The organism is Lapidilactobacillus mulanensis, assembly GCF_003946215.1.
Classification (GTDB): Bacteria; Bacillota; Bacilli; order Lactobacillales; family Lactobacillaceae; genus Lapidilactobacillus; species Lapidilactobacillus mulanensis.
The window spans coordinates 1-21,509 of record NZ_RHOW01000035.1 but is presented as its reverse complement, the minus strand read 5'-3'; the positions used below and the strand labels follow the sequence as shown (position 1 = coordinate 21,509).

Below are 21,509 nucleotides of genomic sequence, written 5' to 3'. Positions count from 1 at the left end.
AGTCGTCGTTGTTTTTTGCAACAACAACTATCTTATCAACTTCAATTTATTACGTCAATAAGAAATTGCAAATTATTCTGATTTATTTTTCTGATGAACGAACGATTGCCTTTACACCAGGATTCCTTGATAATAAAAAAAGCTAGGATCCTTCATAGGATTCTAGCCGCTAAAAACTATTCTTGTTCTGGACGCATTGTTGGGAAAAGTAACACATCTCGAATCGATGGCGCATCAGTCAATAACATCACTAAGCGATCGATACCAATACCTAAACCACCCGTTGGCGGCATTCCGTATTCTAGTGCTTCGATATAATCATAATCAACACCATGAGCTTCGTCATTACCAGCTGTGCGTTCTGCATCTTGCTCTTCAAAACGAACCTTCTGATCGATTGGGTCATTCAATTCAGAAAACGCATTGGCATATTCGGCGCCAAGAATAAACAATTCAAATCGATCCGTGAATCGTGGATCATCAGCGTTTTTCTTAGCTAATGGCGAAACTTCGATTGGATGACCATACACAAACGTTGGCTGTTGAAGTGTCTCTTCAACAAACTGTTCGAAGAATTCATTGATGATATGTCCCACTTGCCAATAAGATTCATAATGAACATGGTGCTCATCGGCCAACTGACGTGCTTGATCAAGTGACATTTCTGGCCAGAAATCAACACCAGTTTCTTTCTTGATCGCGTCAACCATGTGAATTCGTTGGAATGGTTGATCGAGATCGACATCCTGTCCCTGATACTGGAACTTACCCGTATGCAAAACTTTTTGGGCAGCGTGACGGAAAATACCTTCAGTTTCATCCATGACGTCTTTAAAATCAAAATAGGCTGCATAAGATTCAAGCATCGTAAATTCAGGATTATGACGCGTATCGATTCCTTCATTACGATAGACGCGTCCAATTTCGTATACGCGTTCCATTCCACCGACAATCAGACGTTTCAATTGCAATTCGAGCGCGATCCGTAAATAAAGATCGATATTGAGTGCATTGTGATGCGTGGTAAATGGTTTGGCAGTTGCACCACCTGGCTGTGCATGCAGCGAAGATGTTTCAACCTCGGTAAAGCCTTCATTATCAAGATATTCACGAACAGCTTTAACAATTTGACTACGTTTAATAAACCGATCGAAGCTATCTTCATTTGCAATCAAATCAAGATAACGTTGACGATAAATCTGTTCAACATTGTTTAACCCGTGAAACTTATCTGGCAATGGACGCAACGCCTTAGTCAAGAAAGTCACATGAGTCGCCTTGACCGTTAATTCACCAGTGTCCGTCTTCATGACTTCTCCAGTAATACCAAGGAAATCACCTAAGTCTGCCTTCTTAAAAATCTGATAATTATCCTCACCAACGACATCTTTACGAACGTAAAGTTGGATCTTGCCACTGCGATCACGAAGATCCGCGAAGCCAACTTTACCCTTTCCTCGCTTAGAAATCATGCGGCCAGCAACCGTGACCTCTGACAATTGTGACTCGAGCGTTTCTTTGTCTATTTGGTCAAATTTGTCATGTAGTTGCTGTGCTAAATGAGTGCGCTCAAACTTAGTACCGAATGGATCGATACCTTCTGCACGCAATGCCTCCATTTTTTCACGCCGGACGACCAACTGATCATTCATTTCTGCCTGCTCGTTTTTTTCCTTATTTGCCACAATGACAACTCCCTTTATGCAATATGACTCGTATGTTCTTCTGTGTTCGTTCTTGCTTCATAAACATCCACAAAATCGTCCAGGATCTGATTAACTTCTGCTTGTGTTAAAACTTCGTTGACTGCCGCCTTAGTGCGAGCTGCGCGAGGAATACCTTTAAGATAATAGGCTGCCTGCTGACGAAATTCAGGTACAGCAACATGCTCGCCCTTTAACGTGACTAAGCGCTGTAGTTGCTCTTCTGCCGTGGCAATTTTTTCACGTGGTGTTGGTTCTTCGATCAATTCACCGGTATCAATATAATGATTCACTGCCCGCAAGATCCATGGGTTGCCTAAAACTGCACGACCGATCATGACGGCATCGGCTCCGACATCAGTCAACATCCGTTTGGCATCCTGAGGTGTGCGCACATCCCCATTGCCCATGAATGGAATCGTCAAAACTTGACGGACATCTTTCAAAATATTCCAGTCTGCATGTCCGGTATACATTTGCTTACGAGTACGACCATGCATTGCCAAGGCCGAAGCACCTGCACGTTGCGCTGCCTTAGCGTTTTCGACTGCAAAAATATGGTCTTCATCCCAGCCAGTCCGCATTTTAACCGTGACGGGTTTCTCCACCGCATCCACGACTGCCGCAACCATCTCATAAACTTTATCGGGATCCAGCAACCATTTGGCACCGGCATCGGTCTTGACGACTTTGTTCACTGGACAACCCATATTAATATCGATAATATCCGCTTTAGTGTGTTGGTCAACAAATTTTGCCGCATTTACTAGGGTCTCTTTGGTGCCACCAAAAATTTGAATACTAATTGGATGTTCATTAGAATCCACGAACATCATGTCTAACGTTTTTTGATTGTGATACATAATACCGCGGTCACTGATCATTTCACAGACAACCAATCCGGCTCCGAACTCTTTTGCAACCATCCGAAAAGCTGAGTTTGTGATCCCCGCCATTGGGGCCACAACAACTTGATTAGGGATCGTCACATTACCAATTTGCCATTCCACGACTTCATCGCTCCTATTTCTCAATTGCTTAATCTTATCAAAAATAACGCGTGTTTTGCAACTTAGTCAGCAGACTTAAGAATATTTTTCAATTCGTCCACGTCAAACTGATAGTGGGTATTACAAAACTTGCATACCGCGTCTGCGCCATGGTCTTCGTCGATCATCGCTTGTAATTCATGCCGTGGCAGTGTCGCTAATGCATTACCAAAACGTTCTTTTGAACAATCACACTTGAATTGTACAGGCGTTTGTCCCAAAAACTTAATCGGTTGATCGGCAAAAATGGTTTTCAAAATAGCTTCTGGCGTCTGACCTTCACGTAGTAAATTCGACACCAACGGGATTTCTTTAAGCCGTTTTTCCAACCCAGTTAATTGTTCATCAGTTGCGCCGGGCAGCGTTTGAATCAAGAATCCACCAGCAACACCGATCGAATTGTCTTGATTGACAAATACAGAAAGTCCCATTGCAGAAGGAATTTGCTCCGACTTAGCCAAATAATAGGTCAGGTCTTCAGCAATTTCTCCAGAAGTGATCGGCACTTGTCCCGTAAATGGTTGTTTCAAGCCAAGATCCTTGGTCACACTAACCATACCCTTAGTTCCGACGGCGCGACGCACATCGATCTTGCCTAATGGATTTAGTGGTAGATTGACTTGTGGATTTTGAATATAACCTTTGACCTCACCTTTGGCATTGCCATCCGCAATAATACCACCGACTGGACCATCGCCGAGAATGCGCACAGTTAGTTTCTCTTCGTCTTTTAATAAGGCGCTACTCAATAGCAGCGTGCCGATCAATGTTCGCCCTAATGCCGCAGAAGACGCTGGTAAGGTTGCATGATCTTGCTGCGCTGTCTGCACAATTTCTGAGCCGTTGACTGCCAACATTCTAAAAGCGCCATCTTCAATCACTGCTCTAACTAAATAATCCGTCAAATTAATTCTCCTTACTGAAAAATCCGTCAATAAATAATCATAGTCTAATGTAACACAAATTTCCAGATTAGAATAATGATTACTTACTAAAACAACGTATTTTGCAAGTTAAATATGCAAATATACGCTTAAAAAACTCCAAAGACAAACCAGTAAAAACGAATTTTGTCTTCTCAAACACCAAACTCCAGTTACCGATACACTGTATGAAAATACACACCCAGAATCTTTATACAACCAGATCTAATGCAACAAAACGAATGTGCCGTTAACTCGGGTTCACATCCGCATAACCTAACAAGCCACATAAAAAGCCCCGAGAAATTTAATCTCAGGGCTTTCATATTCAAATCATATTAGACTTCGGGATGATTCTCATCAGAATCGTCGGACTGTTGAGTCGTTGGATTCTCTGAAGATTCAGAATCATTTACCTCAGTAGTTGAACTTGTTTCATTTGAATCAGAGGTTGTCTCCGCATTTTCAGAGGATTGGACACTAGGATCTGTCGTTTCTTCTGAACTTGCATCTTGCTGAGCTTCACCATCTGAGCTAGCTTCTTGTTGCTGAGCATCTTTTTGTTCTAATGCTCGCTTAGACTCTGCAAATGTTGCTGCATGCTCACTTGGGAACTCATCAGTTTTTCTTTCAGGCATTTTGCCTTCGTTGAACAGACTGAGAATTTCTTTTTCATCCAAGGTTTCATACTTCAACAATGCTTCGGCAATGAGCTTGTGTTGTTCACGATGAGCTTGCAAAATTTCGTAAGCACGTTTATGAGCTTCGTCGATGATCCGACGTACTTCATCATCAATGGCCGCAGCAGTCGCCTGTGAATATGGGGGTTGTTGGCCATAAGACGCGCCTAAGAATGGTTGTGAATCGCTTTCGAGTGTCACTGTTCCAAGACGTTTCGACATCCCATATTGAGTGACCATGCTACGTGCAATCTGAGTGGCTTGTTCGAAGTCATTCGATGCACCAGATGATTCAACGTTGAAGATGATTTCTTCGGCGGTACGACCACCCATCAAACCAACGATTTGTTCATCCATTTCCTTCTTAGTCAAAAGGAATTGATCGTCACGTGGCAACATGATGGCATAACCACCAGCGCGTCCACGCGGAACAATGGTGACTTTACGGACAGTACGAGAATCGCTTAGAACCAAACCGATCAATGCATGACCGGCTTCATGATAAGCAACCGTGTTTCGTTCCTTAGGATTGATCACACGATCACGTTTAGCTGGTCCGGCAATGACACGATCTTCAGCTTCGTCAATATCTTTAGCATCGATCTTGGTTTTGTTACGACGAGCTGCAACTAAAGCGGCTTCGTTTAACAAGTTCTCCAAATCGGCACCGACGAAACCTGGTGTTTGTTGTGCAACAACTTTCAAATCAACATCATCAGCGAAGGGTTTATTCTTAGCGTGAACTTTCAAAATAGCTTCACGGCCCTTAACATCTGGGTGACCAACCAAAATCTTACGGTCAAAACGACCAGGACGAAGTAAGGCTGGATCTAACACATCTGAGCGGTTCGTTGCAGCAATGACGATAACACCTTCGTTGCCTTGGAACCCATCCATTTCGACCAATAATTGGTTCAAGGTTTGCTCACGTTCATCGTGACCGCCACCCATGCCGGCGCCACGTTGACGACCAACGGCATCAATTTCATCGATAAAGATAATCGCAGGTGCACTCTTCTTGGCATTCTCGAATAAATCACGAACACGTGAAGCACCAACACCGACAAACATCTCGACGAAATCTGAACCAGAAATCGAGAAGAATGGCACATCTGCTTCACCTGCAACTGCTCGCGCAAGTAAAGTCTTACCAGTACCAGGAGGGCCTTCAAGCAAGACACCCTTAGGAATTCGTGCGCCTAAAGCATTGAACTTCTTAGGATTCTTCAAGAATTCAACAACTTCGACTAATTCTTGTTTCTCTTCCTCTGCACCTGCAACATCGGAGAAACGAACTTTGTTTTTCTTTGAATCTTCTGGCTTAGTGTGTGTTTTACCGAAGCTCATAACGCCACGGCCACCGCCACCACCGCCGCCTTGTCCTGATTGGTTCATCATGAAGTAGAAGAACACAAACAATAGGACAGTTGGCAACAGCATGGTCAATAAGCTGATCCATACACCTGACTGTGATTCTTGGCGTGCATTTACTTTAACGTTATTGTTTTGAGCAATCTTCGTGATCTGAGCTAAGGAAGCGTCATTAGGTAATAATGATGTCGTGAAGCCAGTCACTTCAGTTGTTGAAGAACCACCCATTAACCCAAGTGAGTTAGAAGATGTTTCCTTTTTTTGTGCCTTCTTGTATTCACCAGTGATCTGGTAAACACCATTGGCAGGCTGTAAGCTGATTTCTTTAATTTTTTTGGCTTCTAGTTGGCTAACAAATTGGCTCTGACTCAAGCTCTCCGTTGTCCCACTATTTCCACGATTAAAGAAGAAACTTATACCACCGACGATGGCAACAAAAACAATAATATAAAACAAACCGCTATTTAACAGTCGATTTCGGTTATTTTTCATTTACAACCTCCTGAAGTCAAACGATTATCATTATTATCTCAATAATCGAATGGTGTTATCATATCATATTTGACCATATTTGACTAATAGTTTACTCATAAATTTCTGGCTTTAAAACGCCGATAAACGGAAGATTACGATATTGATTCTTATAGTCCAATCCATAGCCAACCAAAAATTCATCTGGAACCCCAACACCGATATAATCGACGTGGACATTGATCAAGCGATGCGCCTCTTTACTCAATAACGAGCAAATCTTGATTGAAGCCGCACCACGAGTTTGCAAAAGCTTGATCAATGCAGCAAGCGTGCGTCCGGTATCGATAATGTCTTCAACGATCACGACATTACGACCATTCACAGGAACATCAAGATCTTTGATGATCCTTACCTCACCACTCGACTCGAGTGCATCGCCATAACTAGATACATCCATGAACTCGATTTCCGACAAATCATCATAGGCTCTGATCAAATCGGTCATAAAAATCACGGCACCCTTAAGAATACAGATAAAAATCGGATTTTTACCCTGATATTCTTGATGTAATTGCCGGCCTAAACGTTGAACGATCTCATCGATCTGCTCTGTTGAGACAATGACTTTTTCAATATCTTCGCGCATATCTATCTCCTTAATTAGCAATTATTAATGATCAACTAATACATAAATGATTTTAGCAGTTTCTGGGCCATTCGACAATTTATAATTGTAGATATTTTCCACCCAGACAATTAAATCCTCCACTTGCAAAAGCCAGAGTGAATTTCGTCTGGTCACGGGCACTTTTGAATCGATCATTCGTCGTCGTAATTTTTGTTGCTGACCATTTGCCAAGACCACACGATCGCCTGTCACCGGATGTCGTAAAATCAATCGTTCTGGGTCTTGAACCGTCTGAAACGTCGCGACAATTTCTCCGTGATAATCCGCGGGTAATTGACGAAATACCCCGATTCGAAAATCTGACACTTGGCACCACTGATCAAGTTCTAAAGCAATCGATTTTTTCGCTATTTCCACATTCTGTTTCGAATCTTGTGATTGCCGACTGATCTCAAATCGACCATAGCTTTGGGTGAACTGCCATTGATCGGCTAAATCTATTTGATGATGTCCAGTCGGTTGCCGCGACAGTTGCGCAATTTGTGCCAGCTGCCCAAGGTTCAGAAGTGGCTGATCTGGTAAATAAGTTTGCCAGAAAGTGGACCATAACAATTGCCACTCATGATTACTTAGCGAAAGTTGAGGTAATGCGCCCATGATGTGCTCCGATGATTGCTGAACTGCCATCTCTTTAAAAAAAGATTGGATTTGCATGCTCGCCAGTTTTTGCGTTGCAACTAATTCATTTGCAAACCGCTGAGAATGAGCTAATAATTGATCGTTCTCCGCTTTCAGATCAGGAACGAAATGGTGCCGTAAACGATTGCGCATCGTAAAATCTGTTTGATTCGTCTGATCTTCAACAAATGCTAATTGATGTGACTTGGCGTATGCATACAATTGTTGCTTATCATAAGATAATAAGGGCCTTAAAAGCTGTGCGCCGTTGAAGGCCGTTTTTTCTTTAAGACCGGGCAATTCGCCAATTGCGCCGCTCCGAATCAATTTCATGATGATTGTTTCAAGTAAATCATCGGCGTGGTGCGCGGTCAGTAAATATTCAGCAGACTGATCAGCTAACACTGTCCCTAAAAAATTATAACGGGCCTGGCGCGCCGCTGCTTCGGTTCTCGCGGTATGGTCCGTCGTCCAATGACCGACCGTGAGCCCGACTTCGTATCTTTGTGCCTGCTGACGCACAAAAGTTTCTTCGGCCGGACTATCTTCTCGTAATTGATGATTGAAATAGGCCAAATGAAGTTGTGGCCGCGCATCCAGTGGTAGACGCGACAACAAATCGAGCAAACTCATCGAATCGACGCCACCAGAAAAAGCTAAAACAACTTTGACTTGCTGATTAGCATTACCGACAAGATTTCGCCAGTGCGTACAAAAATCTTCAGCTGAAAGCTCCAACATTGACCTCCGATCTAAGGATTATATTGTAAAAAAAGAGCTGAACCAGAAAACTAGATTCAACTCTTACGAATGCTTCTTAATCGACGCTTAACCCCTACGACCGCCACGGCCGCCACGTTTACCTTCAGTATTGCGCTTGATCGATGTTAATCGATCTTCGCTTTCCTTCAAGAAACCTGAAAGCATGCCATCAAAATCCTGATGGCCATAATTATTACTGTTATTATTGCGGCTAGAATTATAATTGCTCGAGCCGTGATTGCTGGCACTGTGATGATTATTGCTTGAATAATTCTCACGGTGTTCATGTGGTTGGTGCTCACGAGGAGCTCGGTGGACTGCCGCAGTTGGTTGTGGCTCGGTTGCTTGCTTGATCGACAACCCAATCTTGCCATTTTGATTTGAAACTACCTTAACTGTAACGGTATCACCAACACTTAATACATCATGAATGTCCTTCACATATTGATTCGAAATTTCACTGATGTGGACTAAACCACTCTGACCAGCACCTAAATCAACAAATGCTCCGAAGTTGGTAATTCCGGTTACCTTACCTGTAACCTTCGACCCAATCTCAACTGCCATAAACCAAAAAATCCTCCTTGGATACACTTTATTAGTTTAGTATACCACCGAACAAGTTCATTTCAAGCTAGTTTTTCGCATTAATTGAGCTATTCGCCTCAGGTAATGTAAAAACGATCTCGCCATTTTTCGAGTAATCATACTTGTAACGGATCAATTTTTCTAAGTAAGTATTATTATTCAACTGTTTCACTTGGATTTTTAAATCGGAGCGCGTTTGCTGAACCGCAGTCAATTTCTTGTTTTGCACTTGAACTTGTGCTTGCAACCGCTCGTTGTTTTGTCGTGCGTGAACAATCTGGCTACCAAAACCGATTGCAACGATTGCCAGAATTAAAAGCAGCCCAAAAATACGCCGATAATGCACACGCTTCAAGAATTGATGATGCTGTTCATCTTCTTGATGCTGCTCGGCTTCACGCACAAAACGATTTCCAATACTGGTCACTTTTCCATTTGACTGAATTTGCTGTTGCATAGGCTTACTCCCGTTTTAGTTAACTAGTTTGAGTATATCATATGCAGAAATAAATTTAACTCATTTCGCAAATCTTTAATCGATTTGTCACATTACTTAAGAATTCAATAATCGGGCAACAGAATTCTTAAGTCAAAAAAATAAACGAACCCTTGCAAAAACACCTTTCACTCACAAATAATACTTGTCAGTGATGGATTTGCAGTGGCCCGTCTATCTTAGTACGTTGATTCCCGTGTGAATTCAATCGGCAATGAATGATCACCAAAATCAGTTGGTCGACTACGCTTTCGTGTCGCTGACAACTTCGTACATTTCCTCGGCGTCATCTTTTTTGGTAGTTTCTTTGATAGCTGTGATCTTAACGACCAATGTTTTGTTCCCAAATAATAAAGTTAACTCATCGTCTAATTTCACGTCAGTTGATGACTTAGCAACTTTACCGTTAATACTGATCCGCCCTTTATCGGCGATTTCTTTAGCAACTGTTCGCCGTTTGATCAAGCGAGAAACTTTTAAATATTTGTCTAAGCGCATGCGCTCAACTCCTAAGATTCGATTTTTTCGACCGCCTGCAAAAAAGTCATTAACTTCTTCAGCCAGTCTTGATCGCTGACCTCTTTTTTAGGGATCTGAAATTTAATTTGATACCGTTCCTGTTCTATCTTAACATCTGCATGGTAATCAATGGTACTTAATGCTGAAAATAAAGCTTCACCATCTAACAACTTGGTGCCCGCTTTGCTAAATATAATTTGAATTGATCCCGGTTCCTGTTTGATTTGTTCCAATTGAATTTGATCGGCGAGTAATTTCAATTGACCGACCGACAAAAGGTTTTCAACTTCATGAGGATAATCACCGAAACGATCGATCAAGTCAGCTTGAATTTCTTCGAGTTGAGGGACATTTTCGATTTGACGAACGCGTTTATAAATTTCAATTTTCTGGCGACTGTCATCCACATAATTCGAAGGTAAATACGCATCGATTGCTAATTTCAGCTCCGCATTAGAAACGGGCACCACTTTTTCGTGTTGTTTCTTTTTAACAGCGTCATTTAACATCTGCGAATACAAATCAAAACCGACCGAGTTAATGAAACCATGCTGCTGCTTGCCTAATAAGTTACCTGCCCCACGAATCGACAAATCACGCATCGCAATTTTGAAACCAGAACCTAATTCGGTGAAATCTTTGATTGCTTGCAGCCGCTTCTCACTCACTTCCGTCAAAACTTTAGCAGGCGAGTACATTAAATAGGCATATGCAATTCGACTCGAGCGACCGACCCGGCCACGCAATTGATACAATTGTGATAGACCGTATCGATCTGCATTTTCAACGATCAACGTATTCGCATTGGGCATATCCACGCCGGTTTCAATAATGGTCGTGGTCACAAGAACATCGAATTCACCATTGACGAAATTATAGATGACATTTTCAAGCTGATTCTCAGTCATTTGTCCATGAGCAAAGCCGACCGTGGCTTCCGGAACCAAGGCCTGAATTTGATCGACAGTCCGCTCAATGTCTTCCACACGATTATGCAAATAAAAGACCTGTCCATGCCGCTCGATCTCACGTTCAATTGATGACTTGATTGCACCGGCATTTTGTTCCATCACATAGGTTTGGATGGGATAACGATTCGTCGGTGGCGTCTCGATTACGGATAGGTCGCGGACGCCGATCATGGACATGTGCAAGGTCCGCGGAATTGGTGTAGCAGTCAATGTCAAAACATCCACTTGCGAGCGCAACTGTTTCATTCGTTCTTTGTGTTTCACACCGAAACGCTGCTCTTCATCGATGATCAACAGACCTAGATCTTGAAAGCCCACATCTTTAGACAATAACCGGTGCGTGCCGACGACAATATCGATCGTCCCTTTTTTCAAACCGTTGATGGTTTTCTTATTCTCGGCCGAAGTTTGAAAACGTGACATGATCGCAATATTAATGGGAAAATCACTGAAACGATCTTGCATCGTTTCCAGATGCTGTTGCGCAAGAATCGTGGTCGGAACTAAAAACGCCACCTGTTTATTTTCTTCGATGGCTTTAAAAGCTGCTCGCAAGGCCACTTCCGTTTTACCAAAGCCCACATCACCGACCAATAAGCGATCCATTGGTCGTGGTTGCTCCATATCATGTTTAACTTCCTCAGTACTACGCAATTGATCCGGTGTTTCAGTATATGGAAATTCATTTTCAAATTGTTTCTGCAAATCATCATCTGGCCCAAACGCATGGCCTTTTTCTGCTTGTCGTTTAGCATACAAGTCAATTAGGTCATCTGCAATGTCTTCAATACGACTGGCAACTTTTTTCTTTGTTTTCTGCCACTCGCTGCCACCAAGACGATTAATGTGTGGCGACTTGCCTTCTGCAGAAACGTACTTGCTGACCATGTTCAATTGATCGACTGGAATAAAAAGTTGCGCACTGTCTTGATAAGTGATCGTTAAATAATCGCGATGAACTCCATCCACTTCGATGGTTTGCATGCCTTCGTAACGGCCGATCCCATGATTAACGTGAACAACATAATCTCCAGGTTTTAATTCATTATAACTACGCAACCGCTCCGTGTTAGCCATCGTTTGCCGACGAGCCGGCGTTTGTTTTTTGACTCGATTAAATAATTCCCATTCCGTTAACACAACTAACTTAGCTTCCGGAATTTCAAACCCGTTATGCAAATTACCGGCAATTAATTGTAATTGATCCACTTGAATATCGTCGTCAGCGGCGAGTGCCACATTCACTTCAAAGTCACGAAAAGTTTGTTGCAAATGTTTTCGACGACCTTCTTCGGGAATTAAAACCAACACGGTTCGATTCTGCTTGTGCCAACGATCCATTTCTGTCTTGATCAAAGGCATTTGACTAAAGAACTGTTGAACGGTACGCATCGTCACATTGATCAGTTGATCGAAGCGCAAGTTTCCCAACCCACGTTGAAATAGTGCAATATGCAATTGACGTTGCGAAATATCACGGTGAACCTGTCGAAAATCCAATCGTATTTTCTGCTCTGGTAATAAATGACCAAGCTCCAACTGATCGGTTTGCCAACCGGCTAATTCTTGCGCCATGTCATCGACTTTATCTAACAACCGGCCAAAATCATCGAACACCACTAGACCCTGATCAGATAAATAATCCGTTAACGACGAAGGCTTTTCCGTCAGAAAATCAATCAACAAGCTGGCCTGATCACCGAGAATGCCTTCACCTAACTCACTGATCGCATTTTGAAAATATTCCTTTAAAGAAGTAACACGAGTCTCCTCTTGTTTGCGACTATTTTTACTCTTGGCGACTTCATCCTGCTTTTCTTTATCATGGATGCGTTTTAACTCTTTAGTGAGACTCTTCTGAATTTTCACAGCCGCTGATTTACGGTCATCGATCGAGATCAAACGATCACGGGCAGGAAGAATTTTGAGCGCCGTCAAATTTTCAATACTACGTTGCGTGGCTAAATCAAAACGCCGAATACTATCGATTTCATCGTCAAATAATTCAATTCGAATTGGATCTTCAAAATCGAGTGGAAAGATATCCGCAATGTCACCACGAATCGCAAATTCGCCGGGCTTGGCAACCAACTTTTGCCGCTCATAACCCATTTCCACCAATCGATCAGGTAAGCGAGCAAGATCTAATTGACCGTCACTGTGAACATCGATGACCGACTGCTGAAATTTGTCTGCATCCGTGAGCTCATAACTAAATCCGGCAGCAGAAGTGACAACTATGCCTGGCTGCTGACTTTGCAGAAAGTTGAGTGCTTGAATCCGCAAATTCCGAGATTCAGGAGAACTCGTTGCACCTTGAGCAGCCACCACTTCTTCAACAGGAAAATAAAAGACCTGATCAGCAGGTAATAAATGATTCAAGTCGTCCACAAATTTACTTGCATGAAAACCACTGTCCACGACAAAAAGGATCGGTTGCGACGAATGCCGCACCAACCCAGCCAGATAAAGCGACTCAGCAGAACCATTCAGCCCAGTGACCAATCGCCGCTGAGGAGCCTCCCAGTCCTTCAGAATAGCAGGCAGATCCACCGCCTGACTATAAAAATCAATCAAATCCATGCAAACCTCCAAAAAAGCAAGTTGTGTAGAAAGATGGTTGAAACTAATGGCTAAGTGAGAATAACTAAAATCTTGGTTTAAAGATTTCTAGTTATTCTTGCTTAGACACTTGGTTTCAATCTTTCGGAGCACGTTTATGTTGTGAATGACCAAGGGTTGAAATTGAGGATTAACTTTATCCAAAACTAAAATCCTGCTTTTGGATTTCAGTTTTGGATCAGTTAACCGGAAATTTCATTGGTCATGAACACGTTTATGTTGTGTAGAAAGATGGGTTGAAAACAATGGCTAAGTGAGAATAACTAAAATCTTGGTTTGAAGATTTCTAGTTATTCTTGCTTAGATACTTGGTTTCAATCTTTCAAAACACGTCCCGTGTTGCGAATCCTACCCATTATATTGATTCATCAAATTTGTAAACTTAGTATCCTCAGTGATCCACTCGTTTAAGGCGGCAACCGCGTGATCCATTGCCAATTCGATCACAGGTTGATCGTCTTTACTGAATGGTGTTAGCACCCAATCCACGACTTTGGAACGTTGCGGATGTTGGATCCCAATTTTAACACGATTAAATTCTTCGTTGCCGACCGCCTTGATGATACTTTTAATTCCGTTATGACCACCAGAGGCACCGTGTGTTCTTAACCGTAATTTTCCTAATGGCATATCTAAATCATCCTGAATCACCGCAATTTCTGCTGGTGAGACTTGATAATAGCGCATCAAATCTCCCACTGCGCGTCCTGAATCATTCATGAAAGTTAAAGGCTTGACCAACAAAACTTTTTCACCGTTGATTTTTGTACTGGCTGTCAGCGCGGAAAATTCATTTTTGGCAATGTTTAATTTTAATTCTGAAGCTAGACGTTCAACTGTGTTAAAACCAACATTATGTTTTGTATTATCATATTTATTACCTGGGTTACCTAACCCAACGATCATCTTCAAAATACCGACCTCGTTCATCTACGTATTATGTTTATCAAGAAACCTCGATCTGCCCAAATTAATGAACATCGCATCAGCGACAAATTATAGCACATCTTGGCCTTTAAAATAAATGTTCCTACTTGAAATGACGATTGCAAAAGCTAAAAGTTGGTCAGATGATTTGAGATTCAAATAACAAACTTTAATTCCGCATTAGTAGAATCTAACCAAATAATTAAAGCATAAATATGAAAGCGGTTGTAAAACCGCTTTCTTGCGTGATTGCTGATTGTGATTTGAAAAACTAATAATTTTTAAACCCTTTTTCATGAAAACGAGCGATTTTAACTGCCAATAATTCATGAATGTGTTATACTAACAAAGGTCTTAATTATGGAAATCAGAAAGGATGTCTCTTAATGTCAAATACTAAAAGTCATGATCGCCAGAAAGTATTACTTGTCGGCGACGGTGCTGTTGGTTCTAGTTTTGCATATGCATTAGTACTCCAAGGAATCGCTCAGGAAATCGGAATCGTTGATATCGCTAAAGATAAAACTAAAGGCGATGCAATCGATCTTTCAAATGCGTTACCATACACTTCTCCTAAGAAAATCTATTCTGCAGAATATTCAGATGCAACTGATGCAGATGTTGTTGTTATCACTGCTGGTGCACCACAAAAACCAGGTGAAACTCGCTTAGACTTAGTTAACAAGAACTTAAAGATCTTGAAGTCAATCGTTGATCCAATTGTTGAATCAGGTTTCAAGGGTATTTTCGTGATTGCTGCTAACCCAGTTGATATCTTAACTTACGCAACTTGGAAACTTTCAGGCTTCCCTAAGGAACGTGTTATTGGTTCAGGTACTTCACTAGATACTTCACGTCTTCGTCAATCAATCGCTGAATTGGTTAACGTTGATGCTCGTTCGGTCCACGCTTACATCATGGGCGAACATGGCGATACTGAATTTGCCGTTTGGTCACACGCTAACATTGGTGGTATCAAGATTGCTGAATGGGTTAAACAACATCCAGAGATCGACGAAAGCAAGTTAGTTCAAATGTTTGAAGATGTTCGTGATGCAGCTTACACGATCATTAACTTAAAGGGCGCTACTTTCTATGGTATCGCTACTGCATTGGCTCGTATCACTCGTGCTATTCTTGATGACGAACATGCTGTATTGCCATTATCTGTATACATGGATGGCCAATATGGTTTGAACGATATTTATATCGGTACTCCTGCCGTTATTGGTCGAGAAGGTATTTCAAACATTATGGAAATTCCTTTAACAGATCACGAATCACAATCGATGCATGCATCTGCTGATCAATTAAAGAAAGTTCTTGACGATGCTTTTGCTGCAAACGACATTAAGACTCGCCAATAATCTTAATTTGATTATATTTTGAAGAACGGGACCTTCCCGTTCTTTTTTTGTGCCGATGTTATTTAAAGGTTTCTAATGCTGAAACGACTTCGTTTCAATCGGTCACAATAATTGGTATAATGAACTTAGAATTATGATCAAATATGTTAGGTGGATTCGAAATGAAAAAGAAAACAAAGGTGTTGACCGCAGTACTCGGTTCACTAGTAGCTGTGGTTGGTGCTTTCTATGTTTATCGCGGCGTCTACTACCAGTCCCATTTCTTACCAGGCACGAGTGTCGAAGGTGTAGATCTGGCAAAGCTAACCCCTACTCAGGCTAAAACCAAGCTAGAGGACCAGCTTGTCAACAGCAAATACCAGCTCTATGACAAGAAAGAACAACTCACACAGGTGTCCGGCAAAGAACTGGGTGTTACTCAGAATTCCAGCCAATATCTTGACTCACTGATGAATAAACAAAATTCTTGGTCATTGGCAACATTAGTTAAGGCTGAGAGTGTTGAGTCTGTTGCACTCATTAATATCAATCAGACCACCTTGGATCAATATGTTGATGCCACATTGAAAACACTCAATAAGGATCGTCGTGAATCAGAAGACGCGAAAATCATCAAGGCTTCTGACAGTTATCAAATTAAAGATCAAGTTCAAGGCAATGTTTTTTCAAAAAGTGCGGTCATCAAGACCATTAAGCAAAGCATTGCAAATGGTAATCAAAAGATTCAACTTTCAACTGCCTACGAACAACCAAAAATTACTAAAACTAATTCAAAGTTAACTGCAGAACTCGAAAGAATTAAAAAGCTTGATCAAATTACAGGTACCTACACCATCGCAGGGCACACCGAAACAGTTACACCGACGATGATCCATCAGTGGTTAAGTGATGATAATGGTAAGATTTCACTCGATCAAGCCGCAATGAAGGCCTACTTAAGTTCACTGAATGATAAGTACGCCACTTATAACAAGTCACGTAGCTTCAAGTCCACCAAACGAGGCACAGTTACCGTACCAGCAGGCATTTATGGCTGGAGTATCAGCACCGCAAGTGAATTGCCGAAGCTCACAGAAGCCATTATGGCTGGTAAAGACTTCACTCGCGAACCCGTGATCGTTGGTACTGGCTATTCCAAGACTGGTTATGGCACTGGCAACGATATCGGTAACACTTATATCGAAGTCGATATTCAAAACCAACACATGTGGGTTTACATCGATGGGCAAATGAAAATTGATACCGATGTCGTCACTGGTAAACCTGGTCACGATACTCCAGTTGGCGTTTGGTCAATTTGGAAAAAAGAACGTAATTCCGTCTTAAAAGGCGAAAATGGTGATGGTTCGAATTACGCCACGAAAGTTGGTTACTGGATGCCGATCGATGAAACCGGTGTTGGTATTCACGATTCATCCTGGCAACCTCAATATGGTGGTGACTGGTATAAAACACACGGTTCTCATGGGTGTATCAATACGCCACCTGCAACGGTCGCAAAGATTTTTGATCTAGTTTCCACAGGAATTCCCGTAGTTGTATTCTAAAGTATTCACTAAAGCAGGCTATCCGACAAAATGTTCGGATAGCCTGTTTTTATTTTCCGCTCGTATTATTTTTGTATTTCACGCCTGGTGATTTTTAATAAGCCATCCCCTAATGGCAATAAGGTGGTCAATAACTCGTCGTCGGCATATACAGTATCAAGTAATTGGTTCAGATGCCGGTGAATGCCCTTGTCGCGATGCCTGATCGATTCGATCGGTTCGAAGATCGTTCCGCCTTGTAAGACGTCATCGATCAACAGCACCCCTTCTGGGGCCAACAAGCGTAATGCTTCAGGCAAGAAATTAATATACTGTGCTTTGGCCGCATCTAGAAAAATTAATTCGTATTGTCCAGTCAACATTGGTAAAATATCGGCAGCATCTCCGGTTAACAATTGAATTTGCGATTGATAGCCAAGGCTTTGCCAGTTAGTCTGCGCGCGCTGGTACATTTCTTCAAACCGGTCGATTGTGGTGACGCGCGTCTGTTGTTGACTGGCTTCCACAAATAACGCCGCCGAAAAACCGATCGCAGTCCCCACTTCTAAAATCTTGGTTGGCCGCAGCTGATTGACCAGTTGATAAAGATAGCTGACAGTTTCATGAGGGATTATGGGAATTCGCTTCTCGTTTGCGAATTCTTCTATTCCCCGCAACTTTGGGCTTAACGGGACGGGTTGTTGGCGTAAATATTGAAGCACTTTTTCATTGATCACTGGTCGTGACATCATTTCGTTGCGCAATTCTCATCTACCTCACATTATTTTAGATTAAATTCTCTTATTAGGCTCTCATATATTTCAAAGACTCGCATTTTATGTTATGATAGCAACGAAAGTTAATGTATCTGGAGGGAACGACATGCTTATTAAGTCACTGGTTTTGAAAAAAGAGAACTTGACTACCGTGAAAGAGACCGCCACGCTTGAAGAGGCCCTTGAAATCCTAGAAAATTCTGGATATCGTTGTGTGCCGATCAGTGATGAATCTGGCAAGATTTTCCGCGGCAATATTTACAAAATGCATATTTACCGTCACATCGCTCAAGGTGGCAACATGAAGCTGCCCGTCACTTATTTGCTTAAAAACGCGACAAAAACGATCGACATCGATTCACCATTTTTCAAAGTCTTCTTCAATATCAAGGATCTTCCATACATTGCTGTCCTAGACGAAAACCACAACTTCTATGGTATCTTAACTCATGCGAAATTGCTGGGAATGTTGTCTGAAGCTTGGAACTTAGATATTGGCAGTTACGTTTTAACCATCATGTCGACTGGTGAACGTGGCGAATTAGAAGAAATGTCTAAGATCATCACGAAATATTCTTCAATTGCTGGCTGCTTAACGCTCGATGCTAAGAAAGATGCCATTGTGCGTCGAACTTTGATGACGTTACCTGCCGGCGTTGATCGTAAGACTTTAGACGCGATCGTCGACCGTTTAGAGAAGAAACAGTATCACGTTTCAGAAATCGATGATTTACAGTCAGGAAACACATTACGCAATGAAAATTAACTTTCCAAACCGCTAATTGGCTTGTCTAAATTAGGAATTACGATTAATAAAACAGCATCCACATCATCGAGGCTTTCGCGACTATTAACGCGAGAACTTCTGATCATATGGATGCTTTTTTATGCTCACGCAATTGCGCCGATACGCGTAAACTTTTCACTGGAAATATGTATTAATCAGATTCCACTAATCCAAGACTAATTTTCAAAGCATGATCAACGGCCTTCATTTTATCATCGGTTAAGTGGGTCACTTTTTCTTTCAAGCGTTGTTTATCGATTGTTCGCACCTGTTCAGTCAAAATTACCGAGTCACGTTCGATACCATCCTGGCTCGGCAGAATACCAACGTGCGTTGGCATCTTAGGCTTGGATATTTTGGCAGTGATCGCCGCGACGATCACCGTTGGGCTATAGTGATTACCCACATCATTTTGAACAATCAAAACCGGTCGCATGCCACCCTGTTCAGAGCCCACGACCGGTGATAAATCGGCGAAAAAAATATCGCCGCGTTTAATTTCATTTAATTCCATTTAATCAACTCACATCTTAATCAATTTTTGCTTCGCAGCCAGAATATTCTCGACAAATCTCCGAATTTAACGTGGCCATTTCGGCATAACCATGAACCAGACTAATAACCGTCTGATCGTGGTGACCCAAAAAATCACTGACCGCTTGATCAACGACCGTTTGCGGATCGATCTGATAAAACTCGCAATATTGTAATAAGGCATCTTTCAAAATTCGGTCGGTAACAGGTGTTATTTTGTCATCAGTCATAAGCGTCATTTTGAAACCTCCATGTATCCCAACAAATCCAACGTCTTTCCTACTTCTGAATCATAACATTTTCTCGCAGAAAATCAAGCCAGGGTAGTTGCGAAACCCAACATTACCAATTACTCAAAATGTGATCATAAAATAGTACATATTAAGAAACCAGGTCATCATAGACCTGGTTCATTTAATTTTCATCGTTCGTTAATCCTCTCGTCGCGGTAAATAATGGCGAGGAATTCGATCATGCAAACCGCAAATGATTTCGTAATGGATCGTGTTTGAATACTCAGCCACTTCTTGAGCACTGATTTCATCATCACCATCTCGACCGATCAAGGTCACTTTCGCACCAACAGCAAATTTTTCTGGAAGTCTGACCATGATCTGATCCATACATACACGGCCGACGATTGGGCAACGAACCCCATTGATCAATACGGTCATTCCAGATAAGCGACGTAGCCAACCATCCGCATAACCGATCGGAATCGTCCCGATCCACTCGGCTGTACTGGCGTGATAAGTTGCACCATAGCTGACAGCTGCACCAGCAGGAATTTGTTTGACGAACACTAACTCGCTATATAATGACAGGGCTGGCTGCAATTCATAAGGCAATTCGATCGCCGATCCAGATGGATTCAATCCATAGATGCCAATACCGAAACGAATCATATTTGCGTGACAAACTTGATGCCACAAACTCGTCGCCGAATTAGCGACATGCACATAACGTGGACGTTGGCTGACAACAGACATCATATCATTGAACTTGGCCAGTTGCTGATCAAAATAATGCTGGTCAATTTCATCAGCGGTCGCGAAATGCGTGAAGATCCCTTCAAAATTAAAAGTCAACGACTCATTAATTTGTTGGATAGCTGCTGCCAAATTATTTTTTTCAGTGAAGCCGATTCGCCCCATGCCTGTATCCAACGCCAAGTGAAGGTTCAACACCGGTAGATTCGTGTCGGCCTGCAAATAAGTTGTCGCTTCTGCCAACCAATCTAAATCACCGACAGTTAGCGAAATATGCTGAACAGCCGCAATAGCAGCCGTTTGTGGGCTGGTAATACCCAGCACCAAGATAGGCTCCGTGATCTGGGCATTTCTCAACGCGATTGCCTCATCCATAGTCGCCACACAAAAACCAGTCGCTCCTGCCTCTCGACAAACCCGAGCGACTGGAATCAACCCATGTCCATAAGCATCTGCTTTAACGACAGCAAATAATTCTGTGTCATCATGCAACCGATTTTTAGTTTCATGCACATTATGGTAAATTGCTTGTTGATCAACTTCGATATAAGTAGGACGCAAATATGATTTTTGCATTTTGAATTTAACTCTTTTCTGAAATTTCTAAAATTACTTCGGTCATGACCAACGCGTCGGTGTGCGAAATTGAAACGAACGCATTTCCAGAATACGGCTGTTTAGTCACGACTGGTTTGCCTAAGGGATCATCTAAAATTTCAATGTCGTGCAACCCTATTTTACCCAAGCCGGTTCCAAATGCTTTCGAATAAGATTCTTTAGCAGAAAAACGACCGGCTAAAAATTCAATTTTAAATTTCACGTTAGTAATTTTTTCAAAGAGTTGAAACTCTTTATCCGTCAAAACTTTAACCGCAAAGCGCGGATTACGTTCATATGCTTTTCTGATTCTAGGAATATCTGTCAAATCGACTCCGTTACCATAAATCATACCGTTCACATCCCTTCACACTACTCATATCATAAACGAAATTCAGAGTGAAGTAAAATTCAATTTATTCAAAACATCGTGAATCAAATTCACTTCAGATTTTCTTTTTACTTGAAGTTTAAGCGGGTCTACACTTTCTGGTGTTGGTAAAACTAATACCAGTTTTTATTTGCCAAAATAAATAGGACAT

General features: G+C 41.9%; 19 protein-coding genes. 3 read left to right on the top strand and 16 right to left on the bottom strand.

Annotation, left to right across the window (positions count from 1 at the left end; genetic code table 11):
* Positions 1 to 176: 176 nt before the first annotated feature.
* From lysS to pth, 11 genes are all read right to left on the bottom strand, one after another.
* Positions 177 to 1,652, bottom strand: coding sequence for a lysine--tRNA ligase (lysS, locus tag EKM67_RS08440; RefSeq protein WP_125578583.1), 1,476 nt, complete (start codon positions 1,650 to 1,652; stop codon positions 177 to 179).
* 47 nt (positions 1,653 to 1,699) lie between these two features.
* Positions 1,700 to 2,659 (bottom strand): tRNA dihydrouridine synthase DusB, encoded by a 960-nt coding sequence (gene dusB / locus EKM67_RS08435; protein ID WP_379894910.1) that lies wholly within the window; start codon positions 2,657 to 2,659, stop codon positions 1,700 to 1,702.
* A 116-nt stretch (positions 2,660 to 2,775) separates the two neighbouring features.
* Complete coding sequence (hslO, locus tag EKM67_RS08430; RefSeq protein WP_125578581.1) at positions 2,776 to 3,657, bottom strand: Hsp33 family molecular chaperone HslO; 882 nt, start codon at positions 3,655 to 3,657, stop codon at positions 2,776 to 2,778.
* A 356-nt stretch (positions 3,658 to 4,013) separates the two neighbouring features.
* The gene (ftsH, locus tag EKM67_RS08425) at positions 4,014 to 6,218 is read right to left on the bottom strand and encodes an ATP-dependent zinc metalloprotease FtsH (protein ID WP_125578580.1); all 2,205 of its coding nucleotides are present in this window, start codon (positions 6,216 to 6,218) and stop codon (positions 4,014 to 4,016) included.
* Between the two features lie 91 nt (positions 6,219 to 6,309).
* The gene (gene hpt / locus EKM67_RS08420; RefSeq protein ID WP_125578579.1) at positions 6,310 to 6,846 is read right to left on the bottom strand and encodes a hypoxanthine phosphoribosyltransferase; all 537 of its coding nucleotides are present in this window, start codon (positions 6,844 to 6,846) and stop codon (positions 6,310 to 6,312) included.
* 24 nt (positions 6,847 to 6,870) lie between these two features.
* Entirely contained in the window at positions 6,871 to 8,247 is a 1,377-nt protein-coding gene (gene tilS, locus EKM67_RS08415) for a tRNA lysidine(34) synthetase TilS (protein WP_125578578.1), read from the bottom strand.
* Positions 8,248 to 8,334: 87 nt separating this feature from the next.
* On the bottom strand, positions 8,335 to 8,835 hold the full coding sequence (locus EKM67_RS08410) for a S1 domain-containing RNA-binding protein (protein WP_125578577.1): 501 nt from the start codon (positions 8,833 to 8,835) through the stop codon (positions 8,335 to 8,337).
* 67 nt (positions 8,836 to 8,902) lie between these two features.
* Positions 8,903 to 9,313: an FtsB family cell division protein gene (locus EKM67_RS08405; protein WP_125578576.1), complete on the bottom strand. Its 411-nt coding sequence runs from the start codon at positions 9,311 to 9,313 to the stop codon at positions 8,903 to 8,905.
* Between the two features lie 282 nt (positions 9,314 to 9,595).
* Positions 9,596 to 9,850: an RNA-binding S4 domain-containing protein gene (locus EKM67_RS08400; protein ID WP_125578575.1), complete on the bottom strand. Its 255-nt coding sequence runs from the start codon at positions 9,848 to 9,850 to the stop codon at positions 9,596 to 9,598.
* Between the two features lie 11 nt (positions 9,851 to 9,861).
* Positions 9,862 to 13,425 carry a transcription-repair coupling factor gene (gene mfd, locus EKM67_RS08395; RefSeq protein WP_125578574.1) on the bottom strand — a complete coding sequence of 1,188 codons (3,564 nt, stop codon included), beginning with the start codon at positions 13,423 to 13,425 and terminating at the stop codon, positions 9,862 to 9,864.
* 387 nt (positions 13,426 to 13,812) lie between these two features.
* Positions 13,813 to 14,376: an aminoacyl-tRNA hydrolase gene (gene pth / locus EKM67_RS08390; protein ID WP_125578573.1), complete on the bottom strand. Its 564-nt coding sequence runs from the start codon at positions 14,374 to 14,376 to the stop codon at positions 13,813 to 13,815.
* A gap of 401 nt (positions 14,377 to 14,777) precedes the next feature.
* On the opposite strand from pth, the gene EKM67_RS08385 reads away from it, so the two are divergent.
* Positions 14,778 to 15,758: an L-lactate dehydrogenase gene (locus EKM67_RS08385; RefSeq protein ID WP_125578572.1), complete on the top strand. Its 981-nt coding sequence runs from the start codon at positions 14,778 to 14,780 to the stop codon at positions 15,756 to 15,758.
* A 161-nt stretch (positions 15,759 to 15,919) separates the two neighbouring features.
* Positions 15,920 to 17,305, top strand: coding sequence for a L,D-transpeptidase family protein (locus EKM67_RS08380; protein ID WP_125578571.1), 1,386 nt, complete (start codon positions 15,920 to 15,922; stop codon positions 17,303 to 17,305).
* A 65-nt stretch (positions 17,306 to 17,370) separates the two neighbouring features.
* Here EKM67_RS08380 and EKM67_RS08375 read toward each other — a convergent pair whose 3' ends face one another.
* Positions 17,371 to 18,036, bottom strand: a complete 666-nt coding sequence (locus tag EKM67_RS08375; RefSeq protein WP_318531164.1) for an O-methyltransferase — start codon at positions 18,034 to 18,036, stop codon at positions 17,371 to 17,373.
* A gap of 130 nt (positions 18,037 to 18,166) precedes the next feature.
* On the opposite strand from EKM67_RS08375, the gene cbpA reads away from it, so the two are divergent.
* Positions 18,167 to 18,826: a cyclic di-AMP binding protein CbpA gene (gene cbpA, locus EKM67_RS08370; RefSeq protein WP_125578569.1), complete on the top strand. Its 660-nt coding sequence runs from the start codon at positions 18,167 to 18,169 to the stop codon at positions 18,824 to 18,826.
* A gap of 172 nt (positions 18,827 to 18,998) precedes the next feature.
* Here cbpA and EKM67_RS08365 read toward each other — a convergent pair whose 3' ends face one another.
* The 4 genes from EKM67_RS08365 to acpS form a co-directional block, all read right to left on the bottom strand.
* Positions 18,999 to 19,361: a type II toxin-antitoxin system PemK/MazF family toxin gene (locus tag EKM67_RS08365; RefSeq protein WP_125578568.1), complete on the bottom strand. Its 363-nt coding sequence runs from the start codon at positions 19,359 to 19,361 to the stop codon at positions 18,999 to 19,001.
* A gap of 16 nt (positions 19,362 to 19,377) precedes the next feature.
* Positions 19,378 to 19,620, bottom strand: coding sequence for a hypothetical protein (locus EKM67_RS08360; protein WP_125578567.1), 243 nt, complete (start codon positions 19,618 to 19,620; stop codon positions 19,378 to 19,380).
* A 192-nt stretch (positions 19,621 to 19,812) separates the two neighbouring features.
* Positions 19,813 to 20,946 carry an alanine racemase gene (gene alr, locus EKM67_RS08355; RefSeq protein ID WP_125578566.1) on the bottom strand — a complete coding sequence of 378 codons (1,134 nt, stop codon included), beginning with the start codon at positions 20,944 to 20,946 and terminating at the stop codon, positions 19,813 to 19,815.
* 7 nt (positions 20,947 to 20,953) lie between these two features.
* On the bottom strand, positions 20,954 to 21,319 hold the full coding sequence (gene acpS, locus EKM67_RS08350) for a holo-ACP synthase (protein ID WP_125578565.1): 366 nt from the start codon (positions 21,317 to 21,319) through the stop codon (positions 20,954 to 20,956).
* Positions 21,320 to 21,509 lie beyond the last annotated feature (190 nt).

Coding starts and splice junctions, on each gene's coding strand:
- cbpA (WP_125578569.1), top strand. CDS start 18,167: ATGCTTATTAAGTCACTGGTTTTGAAAAAAGAGAACTTGACTACCGTG.
- EKM67_RS08400 (WP_125578575.1), bottom strand. CDS start 9,850: ATGCGCTTAGACAAATATTTAAAAGTTTCTCGCTTGATCAAACGGCGA.
- alr (WP_125578566.1), bottom strand. CDS start 20,946: ATGCAAAAATCATATTTGCGTCCTACTTATATCGAAGTTGATCAACAA.
- mfd (WP_125578574.1), bottom strand. CDS start 13,425: ATGGATTTGATTGATTTTTATAGTCAGGCGGTGGATCTGCCTGCTATT.
- EKM67_RS08365 (WP_125578568.1), bottom strand. CDS start 19,361: ATGGAATTAAATGAAATTAAACGCGGCGATATTTTTTTCGCCGATTTA.
- EKM67_RS08380 (WP_125578571.1), top strand. CDS start 15,920: ATGAAAAAGAAAACAAAGGTGTTGACCGCAGTACTCGGTTCACTAGTA.
- dusB (WP_379894910.1), bottom strand. CDS start 2,659: ATGGCGGGGATCACAAACTCAGCTTTTCGGATGGTTGCAAAAGAGTTC.
- ftsH (WP_125578580.1), bottom strand. CDS start 6,218: ATGAAAAATAACCGAAATCGACTGTTAAATAGCGGTTTGTTTTATATT.
- hpt (WP_125578579.1), bottom strand. CDS start 6,846: ATGCGCGAAGATATTGAAAAAGTCATTGTCTCAACAGAGCAGATCGAT.
- acpS (WP_125578565.1), bottom strand. CDS start 21,319: ATGATTTATGGTAACGGAGTCGATTTGACAGATATTCCTAGAATCAGA.
- EKM67_RS08375 (WP_318531164.1), bottom strand. CDS start 18,036: ATGATGTCACGACCAGTGATCAATGAAAAAGTGCTTCAATATTTACGC.
- EKM67_RS08360 (WP_125578567.1), bottom strand. CDS start 19,620: ATGACGCTTATGACTGATGACAAAATAACACCTGTTACCGACCGAATT.
- tilS (WP_125578578.1), bottom strand. CDS start 8,247: ATGTTGGAGCTTTCAGCTGAAGATTTTTGTACGCACTGGCGAAATCTT.
- lysS (WP_125578583.1), bottom strand. CDS start 1,652: ATGAATGATCAGTTGGTCGTCCGGCGTGAAAAAATGGAGGCATTGCGT.
- EKM67_RS08410 (WP_125578577.1), bottom strand. CDS start 8,835: ATGGCAGTTGAGATTGGGTCGAAGGTTACAGGTAAGGTAACCGGAATT.
- EKM67_RS08385 (WP_125578572.1), top strand. CDS start 14,778: ATGTCAAATACTAAAAGTCATGATCGCCAGAAAGTATTACTTGTCGGC.
- EKM67_RS08405 (WP_125578576.1), bottom strand. CDS start 9,313: ATGCAACAGCAAATTCAGTCAAATGGAAAAGTGACCAGTATTGGAAAT.